The following is a 15,523-nucleotide window of genomic DNA, read 5'->3' as shown; positions in this document are numbered from 1 at the left end:
CGTGTCGTGGATGTCCGCACCAGCTCGCAACGCGGTTCGCGCGATCGCCGCGTCGGCGCGATCGAGGGATCGAAATCGCCCCGCTGTGGCGGCGGGATTCGGTCCCACCGGAACTTCTGACACACGAATGCCCCGCTCGAACAGAGCGGGGCATTCGGCGATTTCAGCGGTCGGCGACTACAACGACACCGGATACGTCGGCTCCTGGATCTCCGGCTTGATCCGGTCCTCGACGAAGATCCCGTGCCACACCATGAACACCAGCAGCGTCCAGAGCCTGCGGCTGTGGTCGGAGGTGCCTGCCCGGTGCGCCTCGAGCATCTTCGTGATCGCGGCCTTGTCCAGCAGGTGATCGGTCTGCGATTCGGCGATCTGCTGCTGGGCCCAGTCGTAGAGTTCGGTGCCGCGCAGCCAATGCCGCAGTGGCACAGGGAAACCCAGCTTCGCGCGGTGCAGCACGTGCGCGGGCACGATGCCTTCGAGGGCCTGGCGCAGCGCGTACTTGGTGGTGTCCTTGGTGATCTTCTGCTCGAACGGAATCCGCTCGGCGACCGCGAAGACCTCCGAATCCAGGAACGGCACGCGCAGCTCCAGCGAGTTCGCCATCGTCATCTTGTCGGCCTTGACCAGGATGTCGCCGCGCAGCCAGGTGAACAGGTCCAGATGCTGCATCCGGGCCACCGGATCCCAGCCGCGCGATTTCGCGTAGATCGGCGCGGTGACGTCCTGATGGGTCCATTCGGGCCGGAACTCGCGCAGCACCGCACGCAATTGGGCGTCGTTGAAGCTGCGGGCATTGCCGTAGTAGCGCTCTTCCAGCGTCAGCGATCCGCGGTGCAGCAGGCTCTTGCCGCGGGTGCCTTCCGGAATCCGGTCCGACAGCTTGCCGGCGAGCTTGCGCAGCCCGCGCGGCAGTCGCTCGAACGGCTTCAGCGACAACGGTTCCCGGTAGATGGTGTAGCCGCCGAACAGCTCGTCGGCGCCCTCGCCGGAGAGCACCACCTTGACGTGCTTGCGGGCCTCCTTGGCCACGAAATACAGCGGCACCAGCGCTGGGTCGGCCACCGGATCGTCGAGATACCAGACGATCTCGGGGATGGCGGCGGCGAACTCGGCGGGGGAGACCACCTTGACGATATGGCGGGCCCCGATCGCTGCGGCGCTCTCGGCGGCGACATCGACCTCCGAATAGCCCTCCCGCTCGAACCCGGTGGTGAAGGTGATCAGATTCGGGTTGTGCCGCATGGCCAGCGCGGCGATGGCGGTGGAGTCGATGCCGCCGGACAGGAACGAACCGACGGTCACGTCGGCACGCATGTGCTTGGCGACCGAGTCCTCCAGCGCCGCGGCGATCTCCCGGTACCGCGCTTGCTCGGAGCCGGCCGCGAACGGCTTCACCCGGAACTTCGGCTCGAAGTAGCGGACCGTCTTCGGCTCCTCGCCGGGCTGGACCATCGCGTAACTACCGGACTCCAGCCTGCGGACGGCCGCGTGCAGCGTCTCCGGCTCGGGCACGTATTGCAGCACCGTGTAGTGCTCGAGCGCGCGCGGATCCAGCTCATCGCCCGCGCCGATCGCAGGCAGCAGCTCCAGCAGGCTCTTCTTCTCGCTGCTGAACGCGGTGCCGCCGGGGCCGGTGGCCAGGAACAGCGGCTTGATGCCGAACGGGTCGCGGGCCAGGAACAGCTGCTCGGTCTCGGTATCCCAGATCGCGAACGCGAACATGCCGCGCAGCCTGCGCACCGCGTCCGGGCCCCAATAGTGGAAGGCCGCGACGATGGATTCGCTGTCGCCCTCGGTGGCGAACATGGCGCCGTCGGGGAACTCGGCGGCGTGCTCGCGCGCCAGCTCCTCGCGCAACTCCAGGTAGTTGTAGATCTCACCGTTGAAGGTGAGGGCATAACGCTGCGGGTTGTCGGCCGGGCCCCAGCGCAGCGGCTGATGCGAATGCTCGATATCGATGATCGACAGCCGGTTGAAACCGAAGATCACGTGCTCGTCGTGCCAGGTCCCGCGCTCGTCCGGGCCGCGGTGGCGGCCGCAGTGCAGGGCGTCGTACACCTGCTCCACCGTGTCGGGCGCTGCTTTGTCAGACGTCAGAAATCCGAGCAGTCCACACACGGTGCCGGCAACCTCTTTCCTGTGGTCGGGACCGCGCCGATTCGGTTCGCGCGCGGCGGGGGATTCCCTGGCGAAAATCTAGTGACCGAGTATGCCCCACTCGGCCGCCGATCGCGTTGTTCAGGGCTCGGACGCGGACGGCGCCGACCCCGGGAATCGGCCGCCGCGCCGCGGTGCGACTCCGGCGCCGGACCGGCGGCGCGTCCGGTGATGTCGCCGGTGACGAACACGGCGATGTGGCGGGTGCGCAACGGGTCGCGGTGTCGCCGAACGCCCGCGTGCTGGGCAGATGCGCGTACGGGCGCGGATGCGCACCGCACCACGGAGTGTCGAAGCCGACCCGACGCGGAACCAAGACCAGGTTTGGTCTACGCTGCGTAGTACTCGGGCCGTCCCGTGGTGCTCCGTGCGCGAAAGCGCCGGTATCCGCGGTGAGGTTCGGACAAGCTGTTGACGTGCCGTCCCCAGCGGACGGTGCAGTGTCGGAATGTGTGGCGACCAGGAAGGCGTGAGCGTGGCGCACAAGGCGAGCGACGAGATCGGGGCACACCCCGCCCGGGGGCGGCAGGGCCGTGTCCTTCGGCGGGCCGGGCTGGCGGTGTCCTTGGGGATCACCGCGATGCTCGTCTCGGGCTGCTCGATCGACAATGTCTGGCTGCGGTTCGGCTGGCCATCGGGCATCACGCCGCAGGCCACCCGCATGCGCGAGCTGTGGACCTGGTCGGTCGTCGCCGCCCTGCTGATGGGTGTGCTGGTGTGGGGCCTGACCTTCTGGACCATCGCCTTCCACCGCAAGAAGAAGGACTCGCCGGAGTTCCCGCGCCAGACCGGCTACAACGTGCCGCTGGAGCTGACCTACACGGCGATCCCGTTCGTCATCATCGCGGTGCTGTTCTACTTCACCGTCGTCGTGCAGAACTACGTGCACGAGAAGGTCGACAACCCCGACGTCGTCGTGGACGTGACCGCCTTCCAGTGGAACTGGAAGTTCGGCTACCGCACCGTGGATCTGAAGAACGGTTTCACCTACAACGGCATCGACACCGAGCGTGAGGCCCTCAACGAGGAGCAGCTGAAGGCCTACGAGGAGCGCATCGACCCCGAGCACGGCCACCCGCAGCCGGGCCCGGTGCACGGTAAGCCCGAGAACGACATCCTGTCCTACCTGCACTACGACAAGATCGAGACCATCGGCTCCAGCAACGAGATCCCGGTGCTCGTGCTGCCGACCGGCAAGACTATCGAGTTCCAGCTCGCCGCCGCCGACGTCATCCACGCCTTCTGGGTGCCGGAGTTCCTGTTCAAGCGCGACGTGATGCCGAACCCGAAGGAAAACCACTCCGACAACGTCTTCCAGATCACCGAGATCGAGAAGGAAGGCGCGTTCGTCGGCCGCTGCGCCGAGATGTGCGGTACCTACCACTCGATGATGAACTTCGAGGTCCGCGCGGTCTCGCCGGAGAAGTTCCAGGCCTACATCGAAGCGCGCGACAAGGGCATGACCAACGCCCAAGCGCTCGAGTCCATCGGTGAATCGCCGGTGGCCACCTCCACCCGGCCGTTCAACACCGACCGCACCGTCAAGAGCGCGGCCGAGAGCAACTGAGGACTGATCTGACATGAAGATCGAAGCGCGGATTTTCGAACTGCTGACGGTGTTCTTCGTCATCGTCGGTATCGTCTACGGCTTCTTCACGGCACAGTCGCGCACCGGCGTCGAATGGGCGGGCACCACCGCCATCGTGCTGACCGCGGGTCTGTCGCTGATCATCGGCACCTACTTCCGCTTCGTCGCCCGGCGCCTCGACCTGCGCCCGGAGGACTACGAGGACGCCGAGATCGTCGACGGCGCCGGCGACCTCGGCTTCTTCTCGCCCGGCAGCTTCTGGCCCATCACCCTGGCGGCCGCGGGCTCCATCACCGCCCTCGGACTGGCCTTCTTCCAGTTCTGGCTGATCGGCATCGGCGTCGTCTGCATCCTCATCGCCGCGGGCGGGCTGGTGTTCGAGTACCACATGGGTCCCGAGAAGCACTGACACTGCCTCGTAGCGAACGCCCCACCAGGTTCCGGCCGGTGGGGCGTTCGCCATTTCCGGGGAATGTCGATCGCGGTCACGCGCCTATCTGTTCCGGCGCCTCGGACATGGCCCGCGTCCCTCGGGGCGGGTGAGGATCAGGGCATGGAAAACAGCACAGTGCTCGTCATCGGTGGAACCGGCAAAGTGGGGCGGCGCGTCGCGGCGCGGCTGCGGGCGCGCGGAGACGACGTCCGCGTCGCCTCCCGATCCGGTGCGACCCGCTTCGACTGGACCGATCCGCAGACCTGGGAAGCCGCGCTCGACGGGGTACGGGCGGTGTTCGTGGTGCCGCTGGATGTGTCGCCCTCGCCGACACCGTCGCTCGTGCGTGCCGCCGCCGCCGCGGGAGTCGAACGGATGGTGCTGTTGTCTGCCCGTGGCGTCGACACACCCGGATATTTCGGCGCCGACTACGCGGGTGGGCGGTCCCATCTGGAGGGGGAGCAGGCGCTGCGCGAGTCCGGCCTGGCCTGGACGGTGCTGCGGCCGAGCTGGTTCATGCAGAACTTCTCCGAGGGGGCATTCCTCGGCGGCGTGCTCTCGGGCGAGCTCGCCCTGCCCGTGGCCGACGGGAAGTCCGCCTTCGTCGATGCCGCCGATATCGCCGACGTCGCCGTGGCCGCGCTCACCGGGACCGGGCATGACGGTCAGGTTTACGACCTGACCGGGCCCGCGCCGCTGAGCATCGAGGAGGCCCTCGCTCAGATCGCGACCGCCTCGGGGCGGCGTGCGAACTATCTCCCGGTGGAGGTCGCCGATTTCGAGCGGGAATTGGCCGGGCAGGGCGTCTCCGCGGCGGAGATCGAACTCTGGTCGGGTGCGTTGAGCTCGATTCGCACCAGCTCGGACGCGGTGGTCGCCGACGGTGTACGCCGCGCGCTCGGGCGTGACCCGCGGACCTTCGCCGCGTTCGCCGCGGCGGAGGCCGACGCCTGGCGCGGGTAATCGCCTGGGGCGACCGGGATATCGGACGCGCCGCTCGTGCTGCGCCGATAGGCGCTCGGGCTGATCCCGCGCACCCGCTTGAACGCGCTGGAGAACCCGAACGCGTCCGCGTATCCCACCCGGCGGGCGATCGCGGCCACCGTCAACTCGGTGTGCGCGAGCAGGTCGGCGGCCAGCGTGAGCCGCCATTCGGTGAGGTAGGCGGCCGGGCTCTGGCCCACCGCGGCGGTGAAGCGGGAGGTGAACGTGGTTCGCGCGACGCCCGCCGTCGCCGCGAGTTCGGCGGTCGACCAGGCTCGCGCCGGGTCGGCGTGCATCGCGGCCAGCGCGGGGCCGACCACAGCGTCGCCGAGCGCCCGGTACCAGCTGGGCGGCTCGGCCTCCGGCCGGTCGAACCAGTCGCGCAAGGTGCACACCAGCAGCCAGTCCAGCAGGCGGTCGAGCACGATCTGCCTGCCCGGCCCCGACAGCGACAGCTGCGCCTGCAGGTAGTCGCGTAGTGGCCCACAGTCCTCGGCGTCGGTGACGACGGCGACCCGCGGCAGCACCCGCAACAGCCGGTGCGGCACCTCGGCCCGGATGTCGTAGGAGCCGACCATCAGCACGGTCGGCTCGGAGCTGTCCGCGCCGGGTTCGGGTGCGTCGGTGAAGGTGAACGGTTCGGGCCCGCACACGATCGCCGTCTGCCCGGCCACGATTCGCCGCGGCTGCCCCGCACCGGCGTCCAGCACCCCGCTGCCACGCATCGGCGCGCACAACGTCAGGTACGCCGATTCCCCCAGCCGCAACGACCCCATCGGCGCCACCTGTGGCTGTCCGAACACCGACCCGTTACCCCGGACATTGCGCAGCAGTTCGTCGAACACATCCACCCCGCCACGATAGGCATATCCGGGGCGGGACCGTCTCGGCTGTCGCCGCGAGGTCGTCCGGGCTACTCCGCCGATTCGTAGCGCAACGCGTGTTCGGAGCGGCAGATTTCGTCGATGGTGGTGAGGATGTCGCGGAGTTGTTCGGAGGGCAGGGACGCGGGGCGCAGCCGGCAGGTGAAGGTGATGAGGCCGTGGTCTTCGGGAGACAGGCCGCGGGCGGCCGATTCGGCGCGCAGGAACGCCGAGCGCACGCCGTAGGTCATGGCGGAGATGACGGTGAAGCAGCCGGTGCGTTCACGGTGGCCGGCGAACAGGTCGTGCAGGCGGTAGAAGACCGAGGTGTAGCTCGACAGCGGGGCGAACACGCCGACCCGGTAGGCGGGGCCGCGTTCGGAGGAGCTGATGACGGTGTCGGCGAGGTATTCGGCGTCACGCAGGGTGAGCACCTTCGGGGTGAGCATGACCGCGCCTGCGGCGGCGTTGCGCACCGGCATGCCCGCGCGCCCGCCGGCGGCCGAGGCGATCACACCGAGCGATTTGCGGGCCCTGGTGCCCACCTCGCGGCGTGCGCGCAGCGAACGAGTGGGGGCGGTGGGGTAGAGGCTCGACCACTGCCCGAACCGCACGGTGCCCAACTGCACGTGCCCGGTGCCCACCGGCCGCGACACCTTCAGCGGCGCGGTATCGACCCAGCGGCCCACCTGCAACACCGCCTCACCGGGCCGCGCGACCTGACCGTGGGCGTACTCGACGAAGGAATCGAAATCCAGGAAGCGGTGTGCGGTGGTGCTGAGCCAGCTGTGGTCCTTGTCGACCTCGACGGTGTCGAGGGTCAGCGCGGTGATGATGCCCGCGCGCCCGCCTGCGCCCAGGATGCGGTGGAAACGCTCGGTGTGATGGTCGCGCCCGCAGGTGCCGATGCGCCCGTCCGGGTCGACGTACTCGAGGTCGACGATCTGATCGATGAACATGCCGTACTTGTGCGAGGCCGTGCTCACCCCGCCGACCGAGGCGAATCCGCCCGCGGTGATATCGCGGTGGTCGCCGACGATCGGCAGGCCGAGTCCGTGCGCACCCAGGCGCCGGTCGATCTCGGACAGGCGGGCACCGGCCTGCACCCGGACCGTGCCGCGGCCGAGGTTGATATCGAGCACCGAGTTCATCCGGCGCATCGACACCACGGCACGCTGATCGGGCACCGACACGCCGTCATCGGCCAGCTCACCACCGCAAACGGTGAGCGGCTCGGCGCGCTGACGCGAATCGCGCACGGTGCGAACGACATCCGCGGTGTCACGAGGGAGATGTTCTTCGGCGGCGACAGTGTGCGGCGTGCTCATGGCACGCAAGCTAACCACAGCGCGTCCCCTCGTGCGCGCCCGATCCACCCCCTTCATCGGCCCGGCGCCGGCAGCCGCCGACTGAACAGCACCGATCCGCTCGCATCGCACAAATTCACCGTCAGTTCCCTTGACCGGCCGTCGATCAGCACCTCGCCGAAATGCTGGTAGGCGCCGTCGAGCGGGGAGGTGTTGGGCTGCGGCGGGGCGTGCACGAACACCGCTTCCGGGCCGAAGGTCGGGTCGAGGGTGTTGGGTCCGAACGCACCCGCGTTGAGGGGTCCGGAGACGAATTCCCAGAACTCGTCGAAATCGGTGAACGCCGCCCGGTCTGGCGAGTAGTGGTGGGCGGCGGTGTAGTGGACGTCGGCGGTCAGCCACACCACGCCGGTCACCCGATCGCGTTTGATCGCTGAGAGCACCTGGGCGATCTCGGATTCGCGCCCGGCGGGTGCGCCCGGTTTACCGTTGGCCGGGCCTTCGAACGCGGTCTTGCCATCGGGCACCACGACCCCGAGCGGCAGATCGTTGGCGATGATCTTCCAGGTGGCGGTGGAGGCGCGCAGGCCGTCGATGAGCCAGCGGGTCTGTTGCGGGCCGAAGATGCGGCCGTCGGGAGCGGTGTTGGCGCCGTTGGCGTCTTTGTAGGTGCGCATATCGAGCACGAACACGTCCAGCAGTGGGCCGTAGGAGATCGAGCGGTAGAGCCTGCCGTCGGCGGCCTCGTGCGGGTCGAGCGGGTTCCACTCGTGGAAGGCCTGCCAGGCGCGGGCGGCGAGGGTGTTCATATCGCGATCGGTGTAACCCTTGTCGGCGGCGACCGTGCCGCCGGGTGACCAGTTGTTGGTGGTTTCGTGGTCGTCCCATTGGACCAGTTGGGCGACCGAGGAGTTGAAGCGGCGGACGTTGTCGTCGGAGAGGTTGTAGGCGTACTGGCCGCGGAATTGATCGAGCGTTTCCGCGACCGCGCTCTTGGCCTCGGTGACGATGTTCTTCCAGGTCCGGCCGTCGGGCAGGGCCACGGTTTCCTGCAACGGCCCGTCGGCGTAGACGACGTCGCCGGAATGCAGGAACAGGTGTGGGTCGCGGGCGGCCATGGTCGAGAAGATCCGCATGCCGCCGAGATCGGGGTTGATGCCGTAGCCCTGGCCCGCGACGTCACCGGACCAGTGCAGCCGGATATCGGCAGGTGCGAGCGGGGCGGTGCGAAAGACGCCGGTGAGTGGTTCGGAGGTGGCGCCGTCCTCGCCTTCCAGGGTGACGCGGTAGTGCACGAGTTCGCCTGCGGGCAGTCCGGAGACGCGCAGGCGGCCGGTGCCGTCGGAGTCGGGGGTGAGCAGCGGTCCGGTGAATCGTCTGGCGTCGGTGAACGATTCGGTGGCGGCCGTTTCCACGATCAGCGTCGCCGGGCGGTCCGACCGTGCCCAGATCAGGGCGCCGTCGCTGCGCGGATCACCGACGGCGACGCCATGAGTGAGCGTCGGCCGCTGCCGGACCAGCCCTGGCCCCGCGTCGTTCGAACAGGCCGCCAGCGCCGGTGCGGCGACCAGGCCGAGCGCGGAGGTGCGCAGCAGTGCGCGCCGAGGGAATCCGTTGCCAGGGCGGAGAACAACCATGGCGTCGACCATGACGCAGCCGGGGCAACGCAATGTGAACGCGCGTCGTCGGCTGGGTCAACGACTTCCGCGCAAGGCGAAGCGTATTCAGCCGGTGCCCGGCGGCCGCATGGAAGTTGCCGCGTTCATCGGCTTCGAGCACGACGTCGATGCCGTTCCTGCGGCTGGGCTGTGACCGAGCTCATTCGGCGAAAAGGCCGGGCACGTCGGCCTTTTCGGCGCTAGCACGACACCGAGGGGTAGCGGGTTGGACTCAGCTCGCGGCGGTTTCGGGGATGCGGGTGGCTTCGGGCGCCGAGCCGGACGGGACGCCCTTCTTCAGGCTGGCGGCGTAGACGTCGACGTACTCCTGGCCGCTCAGCCGCATGAGTTCGTACATGACCTCGTCGGTGACGGCGCGTTCGACGAAGCGGTTGCCGCCCATGCCTTCGTAGCGGGAGAAATCGATGGGGGCACCGAACTTGACGGTGACCTTGCGGCGGCGCCAGCGGAACGGTCCGGGCGGGCTCACCTCGTCGGTGCCGATCACCGCGACCGGGATGACGGGGACACCGGTCTCCAGCGCCAGGCGCGCCATACCGGTCTTGCCCTTGTAGAGGCGGCCGTCGGGGGAGCGGGTGCCCTCCGGGTAGAGGCCGACCAGCCGACCCTGATCGATGAGTTTGCGGGCGGCGTTGAGAGCGTCCTCGGCGGCGCTGGCCCCGCTGCGGTCGATCGGGTACTGGCCGGTGCCGCTGAAGAAGAACTTCTGCAGCCTGCCCTTGAATCCGGGGGTGTTGAAGTATTCGGCCTTGGCCAGGTAGTTGATCCGGCGCGGGCTCATCAGCGGCGCGAACAACCAGTCCGCGAAGGAGAGGTGGTTACCGGCGAGGATGGCTGCGCCGTCGGCGGGAATGTTCTCCACGCCTTCTACCGTTGGCCGGTTGTAGATGTGGATGAGCGGGCCGATCAGCACGTACTTCAGCAGCCAGTAGAACATGACGTCCTTACCCCCGGGAGCGGGATCGTAGGCGGGCACCTCTCGGTTGCCGACTTTACCGCTGGACGCAGATCACATCCAAGCGCAGAGGCGAATCTCACCACACCGCGTCGGCGCGGTGCGGCCTGGTGCAGGGTGCTGACGGGCCTTCCGTGACACCGGGCCGAGTCCGGCGGTGCGCGCGGGGAGCCACCGACGCGGTTTGCTGCGGGTGTGCCCGCCGCGGTGCTCGGCGAATGCTCAGCGGCTGATGTGCGCGACCGAGGAGATGTCCCCGCCGGGTGCGGCGAGGGCGGCGCGAGCCATCTCCGCGACGCCGATCATGCCCGCGGCTTCCCCGAGCTGGGTGGTGCGGATACGGGCGAGTGGCCGGTGCCCGCGGCCGGTGAGCGTGGCGGCGTACTCCTCACGGGCGTCGTCGAGGAACAGCGGCGCCGAACTGCTCACCCCGCCCGCGATGACGATCAGGTCCGGGTCGAAGATGTCGGCGACGAAGGCCAGACCGAGTCCGAGCCAGCGGGCGAAATCGGTCATGGCGCGCAGTGCGAGCGGATCACCGTCCTGGGCCGCGCCCGCGACCCGACGGCCGGTGAGCGAACCCGGATCCCGCAGCACCTCTCTGGCCAGCAACGACGGGCCCGGATCGGTGGCGAGCAATTCGATCGCGGTATCGGCCAGCGCCGTCCCGCTGCAGTAGCGCTCCCAGCAGCCGCGTTTGCCGCACGCGCAGGCGCGGCCGGCCGGAACCACCTGCAGATGCCCGAGTTCGGGCGCGATGCCGTGCGTCCCGCGATAGAGCTTGCCGTCGATCAGCAGAGCGGCGCCGATGCCGGTGCCGATCGCGACGAGCACCACGTTGTGTCCGCCCGCCGCCGCACCGAACCGGTATTCGGCCCACATCGCGGCATTGGCGTCGTGCTCCAGCAGCACCGGCAGACCGAGCCGGTCGGTGAGCCGCTGCGCGACGGGCGCGTCCTGCCAGGGCAGATGCGGCGCGAACCGGACGGTGGTGTGATCGCCGTTGACGAATCCGGCCACCGCGAGGCCCACCGCGTCGATGCGATGGCGGCCGGCGAGTTCCCGCACCGCGCGGTCGATCGCCTCCTCGAGCGCGCGCGCCGAATGCGGGGTGGGGGCCTGCACGGTGTCGAGCACCGAACCCTCGCTGTCGACCACCGAGGCACGAATATTGGTGCCGCCGACGTCGATTCCGACGGTCAGTGGGTGCGAACCCGCCGCCGGTCCGGTCATGTCTTGATCGTCACTGGGATGCCGACGTAGCGGGATCGAGTGCGCTTGCCCCCGCCCGCGTCCGCTGTGCTCGCGCGCTGATCGGCGTCGGACCCGGATACGGCAGAACTCGGACCGGTCGCGGGCTGTGGTGCGCCGGAACGGCCGCTGGTGCCGCCGGTCTCGTCGGCGCCGGCGGGTGTGCTCGGTGCACTGCCCGCGGGCGTTCCGCCGCTGCGGATGTCGTCGCGGACGGCATCGGCGTGATGACGATGCCGCACACCGGGTTCCGTGCCGTCGGGCATCACCGGCTCCACCGGCACACCCGCCAGCGCCTCCCGCAACACCGTGACGATCGCGGTGCCGTGATCGGCGATGGCCGAGAGCACATCGTGCTGTTCGCCGCGCACCAGGGCCGCCGCCGCGCACACCGGGCACCAGCTGCAGTTGTCCCATTCGGGTTTGCCGTCGGCCGCGGCCCGGCGCAGTACCGGTTCGACCCGTTCCAGGACGGCTTCGGCGAGCAGTTTGAGTTCGGCGGCGAATTCGGCGAGACCGTCGGGTTCGGCGGTGGCGGTCACAGCGGCCACACCTCCGGGTCGGGCTGGAAGCGGACGATGAGATATCCGCCGTCGAGTTCGGCGGCGGCGACCGTGCACCGCCGCAACACCGGCGCCAGCCGCACCCGGCGCCTGACCCCGTCCGCTCCCACGATCAAATCGTCCTCCACTCGTCCCAGCCGCAACGTCGCCGGGTCGGCGACCGGCAGATGCATCCGCATCGCGTACACCGAATGCAGCCCGGCCCCCGATTCCAACCGAACCATCGGTTCGCCCGACCGTGTGCCGCCCTCCGCCGGATTGTTGCCCAGGACCGGGCCCGTGTCGAGTTCCGCGGCCTCGCCGCGCGCCGCGCCGCCGGTGGGGGCGGCGGCCGGCGCGGCCGCATCCACCGCGTACGACAGCGCCGCCAGCGAACCGACACCCACCGGTTCCGGCCCGGTGTGCGCGGCCACCAGCACCGGGACCTCGGGCATCGCCCGGCGCAGCCCGGCGATCACATCGTGCTGCTCGGCGCGCCGGTTCTGATACCAGTGCACCGCGGGATGCGCGGCGTCGGCCGGGCCGCTCGGTTCGGGCACCGCGGGCAGCACCTTGTTCACCACCACGGCATCCAGGCGCAAGCCCAGCAGCGCCGCCGCCGAACGCACCCGCGCCGATTCGGCCACCGCCACCCGCTCGGCGACGGTGATCAGGCGTGCGCCGGTGCGCTCGTGATCGGCCAGCAGATCACGCACCTCGGTCACCGCCGCGACGATGCGCTGCACGGTCGTCGCCAGCACCACCCGCCGCAGATCGGTGCCGATACTGCTCATGGCCCGCGCGTGCGGTGGCCACACCCGGTCCAGATAGCCGAGCAGGGTGTCGGGCGCGGTGACGATGCGGAGCATGTCGGCCGAGGGCGGGCAGTCCACCACGATGACGTCCCACTCGTGCTCGCCGGCGTACTCGGTGATCTCCACCAGCATCAGCAGTTCCTGCACGCCGGGCAATCCGGTGAGTTCGGCCGGATCCAGCGCACCGAGATCGATGCCGTGATCGTGGCCGGTATCGGCCGACAACAGCCGGGTGATCTCACGGAACCGGTCCTCGAGCAGAGCCAGCGAATCGATCTCGATCACCTCGAGACCGGGCACCACCGTGGTGATGCCCGCGACGGTGCCCGGATCGTGCGGGAAACGGAAACCCAGGGCGTCGCCGAGCGAATGGGCCTGATCCAGCGATGCGACCAGCACCCGCGCGCCCGCCCGCGCGTAGGACATCGCGGTAGCACAGGCCAGCGTGGTCTTGCCGACGCCGCCCTTGCCGATGAACAGCTCGACGCGAGTGCGGTGGCCTCCGCCCCGGCCGGCGCCGTGCCCGGTCAGCCTTCGACCCGTTTCTTCAGCTCCTTCAACGCGGTATCGGTGATCACCTTCTCGGCTTTGCGTTTGAACATGCCGATCATCGGGATGTTCAGGTCCACCGTGAGCTGATAGATCACCTCGGTGCCGCCGTCGGGCAGATCGACCAATTCGTAGCTGCCGTCCTGGGCTTTCTGCAGGTCACCGCTGAGCAGGGTCCAGGTGACGGCCTTACCGTCCGGCCGCCAGGTGTAGGACAGCACGTAGGTGTCCTTGACGACGCCGGCGTCGAGCACGAAGCGCGCGGTGCGGGCGCGACCGTCGGGACCGGATTCGAGCACCTCCACCGACTTCGCCGCCGACACCCACTCCGGGTAGGAGGCCAGATCGGCGATGACGGACATCACCTGCTGCGACGGGGCCGCGATGACGATCGATCTCTGGGTCCGGTCGGCCATGACGGTGAACGGTTCCTTTCCGGCGACGATGCTGGCGGTGAAACGTCAGGACGTGAGCTGCGGGGCGACCCCGGCCGGGCGATCGGCCTCCAACCGGGACTTCACCTCGAACGACATCTTCTTACCCGCGACCCGGCGCGCATGGTTGGCCGCGGCCAGTTTGCGCGGTTCGATCGGGCGCGTCGGCTCGGCATGCAGGAAATAGTGCAGGATCACCCCGTCCAGCGAGGGTTCCAGCCACACCTCCATGCTGCCGGTCAGCGCGCCGCCGACGGTCCAGCGGATTCCCTTGTCGCCACGGTCTTCTCGCACGTCCAACGTCAGATCCGGCCACCAGCGCCGCCATCTGCCCGGCGCCGAGAGCAACTCACCGACCGCCGCGCCGGAGGCGGCGACGAACGTCTGATCTGCGACCTGGATACTGCTCACGCGCCTGAGCGTACAGCGCGCCGCGGACCGCTAGCTCAGCAGTTGGCGCAGGCGTGCGCCGAGGGTGTCCCAACGCCATTGCTGTTCGACCCATTGGCGGCCGGCCGCACCCATGCGGGCCGCGGCCTCGGGATCGGCGAGGATGCCGACGAGGGCATCGACGATCTGGTCGATCTTGCGGCCGTCGACCACGCGGCCGGTCTTGCCTTCGATGACGGTTTCCGGTGCGCCGCCGGAACGTCCGGCCACGACGGGGACACCGGAGGCCGATGCCTCGAGATAGACGATGCCGAGGCCCTCCACGTCCAGGCCGGCGCCGCGGGTGCGGGCGGGCATGGCGAACACATCGGCCAGGGTGTGGTGGGCGGCCAGCTCGTCCGAACGCACCCGTCCGGTGAACACGACCGAATCGGCGACGCCGAGCGCCTCGGCGAGCGCGCGCAGCTTCTCCTCGTACGGGCCACCACCCGCGATGACGAGCACCGCATCGTCCACCCGTTCCCGAATCTGGAGCATCGCCACGATCAGCGCGTCCTGGCCCTTGCGTGGCACCAGCCGCGACAGGCACAGGATCGTCGGCCGATCACCGAGCCCGTAGCGCTGCCGCAACTCGGCGCGCGCGGCCGGATCGGGACGGAACACATCCGGGTCGACACCCGGCGGCAGATACTCCAGCGCCGCATTCGGGCCGAACGCCGCCGAGAACCGGGCCCGGGTGTACTTGCTGACGTAGGTGACCACATCGGTCTGCTCACCGATCACCCGCAACGCCTGCCTGGCCGCGGGCAGCATCGACCAGCCGACCTCATGCCCGTGCGTGCTGGCCAGAATGCGTTCGGCACCCGCCTTGCGCAGCACCGGCGACATCAACGCCAGCGGCGCCGCCGCCCCGAACCAGACGGTGTCACAGTTCTCGCTGCGCAACAGTTTCGCCGCGCGCCGCATCACCAGCGGGGTGGGCAGCATCAACGTGGTCGGATGGCGCACCACCTGGAATTTCTGCTCGGCATCGAACTTCACATGACTATCGCCCCGCCACCGCGGCGCATAGACCACCAGATCATCCGGCGGCAGCTGCCCGGCCAATGCCTGCAGATACGACTGGATACCCCCGGGACGCGGCGGGAAATCATTGGTAACCAGCAGAGTTCGAGCCATACCCAACAACCTACTGTGTTTGTTCGGCGCTGCGTCCAGCAGCGCGGGCGACCACGCGTCGCCGTTGTGCAGCCGGTGACGCTGGCGGACTCCGCGACTGGCGTCGGTGCTCGGTGCAGGACCCGGCGGTGCGGGCGTGTCTCATGCCGTGCGGGCACGCAACCAGGTTTGCCAGGCGGTGATCAGTTCTGCGCGGCCGACGCCGAGGATCTCGCGCATTGCCGCGTCTTCGGTGACGGGGGTCTGCGGGCCGGTGGCGAGGCGGCGATAGAGGGCGACGAGGCGGGCGTCGTCGTGAGTGTCGGCGAGGTAGGCGCAGACCTGATCACCGCCTGGCAAACCTGGTTGCGTGCCCGCACGGCATGAGACACGCCCGCACCGCCGGGTCCTGCAC

15 protein-coding genes and 1 pseudogene are annotated in these 15,523 nt (G+C 69.3%); 4 read left to right on the top strand and 12 right to left on the bottom strand.

From position 1 onward, the window contains the following. Positions 1–177: 177 nt before the first annotated feature. Positions 178–2,121 (bottom strand): asparagine synthase (glutamine-hydrolyzing), encoded by a 1,944-nt coding sequence (gene asnB, locus GV790_RS25130; RefSeq protein WP_163816749.1) that lies wholly within the window; start codon positions 2,119–2,121, stop codon positions 178–180. Between the two features lie 514 nt (positions 2,122–2,635). Between asnB and ctaC the strand changes: the two genes are divergently transcribed. The 3 genes and pseudogenes from ctaC to GV790_RS31810 form a co-directional block, all read left to right on the top strand. Next, on the top strand, positions 2,636–3,727 hold the full coding sequence (ctaC, locus tag GV790_RS25125) for an aa3-type cytochrome oxidase subunit II (RefSeq protein ID WP_130915759.1): 1,092 nt from the start codon (positions 2,636–2,638) through the stop codon (positions 3,725–3,727). A 13-nt stretch (positions 3,728–3,740) separates the two neighbouring features. Next, complete coding sequence (locus GV790_RS25120) at positions 3,741–4,157, top strand: cytochrome c oxidase subunit 4 (protein WP_163816748.1); 417 nt, start codon at positions 3,741–3,743, stop codon at positions 4,155–4,157. Between the two features lie 63 nt (positions 4,158–4,220). After that, positions 4,221–4,907, top strand: a pseudogene (locus GV790_RS31810) (SDR family oxidoreductase); the annotation flags it as partial. 26 nt (positions 4,908–4,933) lie between these two features. Here the strand turns inward: GV790_RS31810 and GV790_RS25110 are convergent. From GV790_RS25110 to GV790_RS25100, 3 genes are all read right to left on the bottom strand, one after another. Beyond that, entirely contained in the window at positions 4,934–6,016 is a 1,083-nt protein-coding gene (locus GV790_RS25110) for an AraC family transcriptional regulator (protein ID WP_175586005.1), read from the bottom strand. 62 nt (positions 6,017–6,078) lie between these two features. Beyond that, positions 6,079–7,356 carry an FAD-binding oxidoreductase gene (locus tag GV790_RS25105; RefSeq protein WP_163816743.1) on the bottom strand — a complete coding sequence of 426 codons (1,278 nt, stop codon included), beginning with the start codon at positions 7,354–7,356 and terminating at the stop codon, positions 6,079–6,081. Between the two features lie 53 nt (positions 7,357–7,409). After that, positions 7,410–8,972, bottom strand: coding sequence for an alkaline phosphatase D family protein (locus GV790_RS25100; RefSeq protein WP_163816741.1), 1,563 nt, complete (start codon positions 8,970–8,972; stop codon positions 7,410–7,412). Between GV790_RS25100 and GV790_RS25095 the strand changes: the two genes are divergently transcribed. Continuing rightward, on the top strand, positions 8,971–9,147 hold the full coding sequence (locus GV790_RS25095) for a hypothetical protein (RefSeq protein WP_163816739.1): 177 nt from the start codon (positions 8,971–8,973) through the stop codon (positions 9,145–9,147). The two genes, GV790_RS25100 and GV790_RS25095, sit on opposite strands and share 2 nt — an antisense overlap. A 78-nt stretch (positions 9,148–9,225) precedes the next feature. Here the strand turns inward: GV790_RS25095 and GV790_RS25090 are convergent, their stop codons facing one another. From GV790_RS25090 to GV790_RS25055, 8 genes are all read right to left on the bottom strand, one after another. Continuing rightward, positions 9,226–9,951, bottom strand: a complete 726-nt coding sequence (locus GV790_RS25090) for a lysophospholipid acyltransferase family protein (protein ID WP_163816794.1) — start codon at positions 9,949–9,951, stop codon at positions 9,226–9,228. Positions 9,952–10,191: 240 nt separating this feature from the next. Further along, positions 10,192–11,202, bottom strand: a complete 1,011-nt coding sequence (locus GV790_RS25085; RefSeq protein WP_163816737.1) for an ROK family protein — start codon at positions 11,200–11,202, stop codon at positions 10,192–10,194. Then, positions 11,199–11,762, bottom strand: a complete 564-nt coding sequence (locus tag GV790_RS31355) for a hypothetical protein (protein WP_256673517.1) — start codon at positions 11,760–11,762, stop codon at positions 11,199–11,201. The genes GV790_RS25085 and GV790_RS31355 overlap by 4 nt, the downstream gene beginning before the upstream one ends. Further along, positions 11,759–13,057, bottom strand: a complete 1,299-nt coding sequence (locus GV790_RS25075; protein ID WP_163816792.1) for an ArsA family ATPase — start codon at positions 13,055–13,057, stop codon at positions 11,759–11,761. The genes GV790_RS31355 and GV790_RS25075 overlap by 4 nt, the downstream gene beginning before the upstream one ends. A 47-nt stretch (positions 13,058–13,104) precedes the next feature. Next, positions 13,105–13,542 carry an SRPBCC family protein gene (locus tag GV790_RS25070; protein ID WP_138446629.1) on the bottom strand — a complete coding sequence of 146 codons (438 nt, stop codon included), beginning with the start codon at positions 13,540–13,542 and terminating at the stop codon, positions 13,105–13,107. A gap of 45 nt (positions 13,543–13,587) precedes the next feature. Beyond that, complete coding sequence (locus GV790_RS25065; RefSeq protein WP_163816735.1) at positions 13,588–13,971, bottom strand: polyketide cyclase / dehydrase and lipid transport; 384 nt, start codon at positions 13,969–13,971, stop codon at positions 13,588–13,590. 30 nt (positions 13,972–14,001) lie between these two features. Beyond that, positions 14,002–15,129, bottom strand: a complete 1,128-nt coding sequence (locus tag GV790_RS25060) for a glycosyltransferase family 4 protein (protein ID WP_163816733.1) — start codon at positions 15,127–15,129, stop codon at positions 14,002–14,004. A gap of 141 nt (positions 15,130–15,270) precedes the next feature. Then, positions 15,271–15,468, bottom strand: coding sequence for a hypothetical protein (locus GV790_RS25055; RefSeq protein ID WP_175586004.1), 198 nt, complete (start codon positions 15,466–15,468; stop codon positions 15,271–15,273). Between the last annotated feature and the right edge of the window lie 55 nt (positions 15,469–15,523).

The sequence above is a fragment of the Nocardia cyriacigeorgica genome, assembly GCF_010858045.1.
GTDB lineage: Bacteria > Actinomycetota > Actinomycetes > Mycobacteriales > Mycobacteriaceae > Nocardia > Nocardia cyriacigeorgica_E.
Note: the sequence above shows the minus strand (reverse complement) of the source record. Positions and strands in the feature narration are given on the sequence as shown.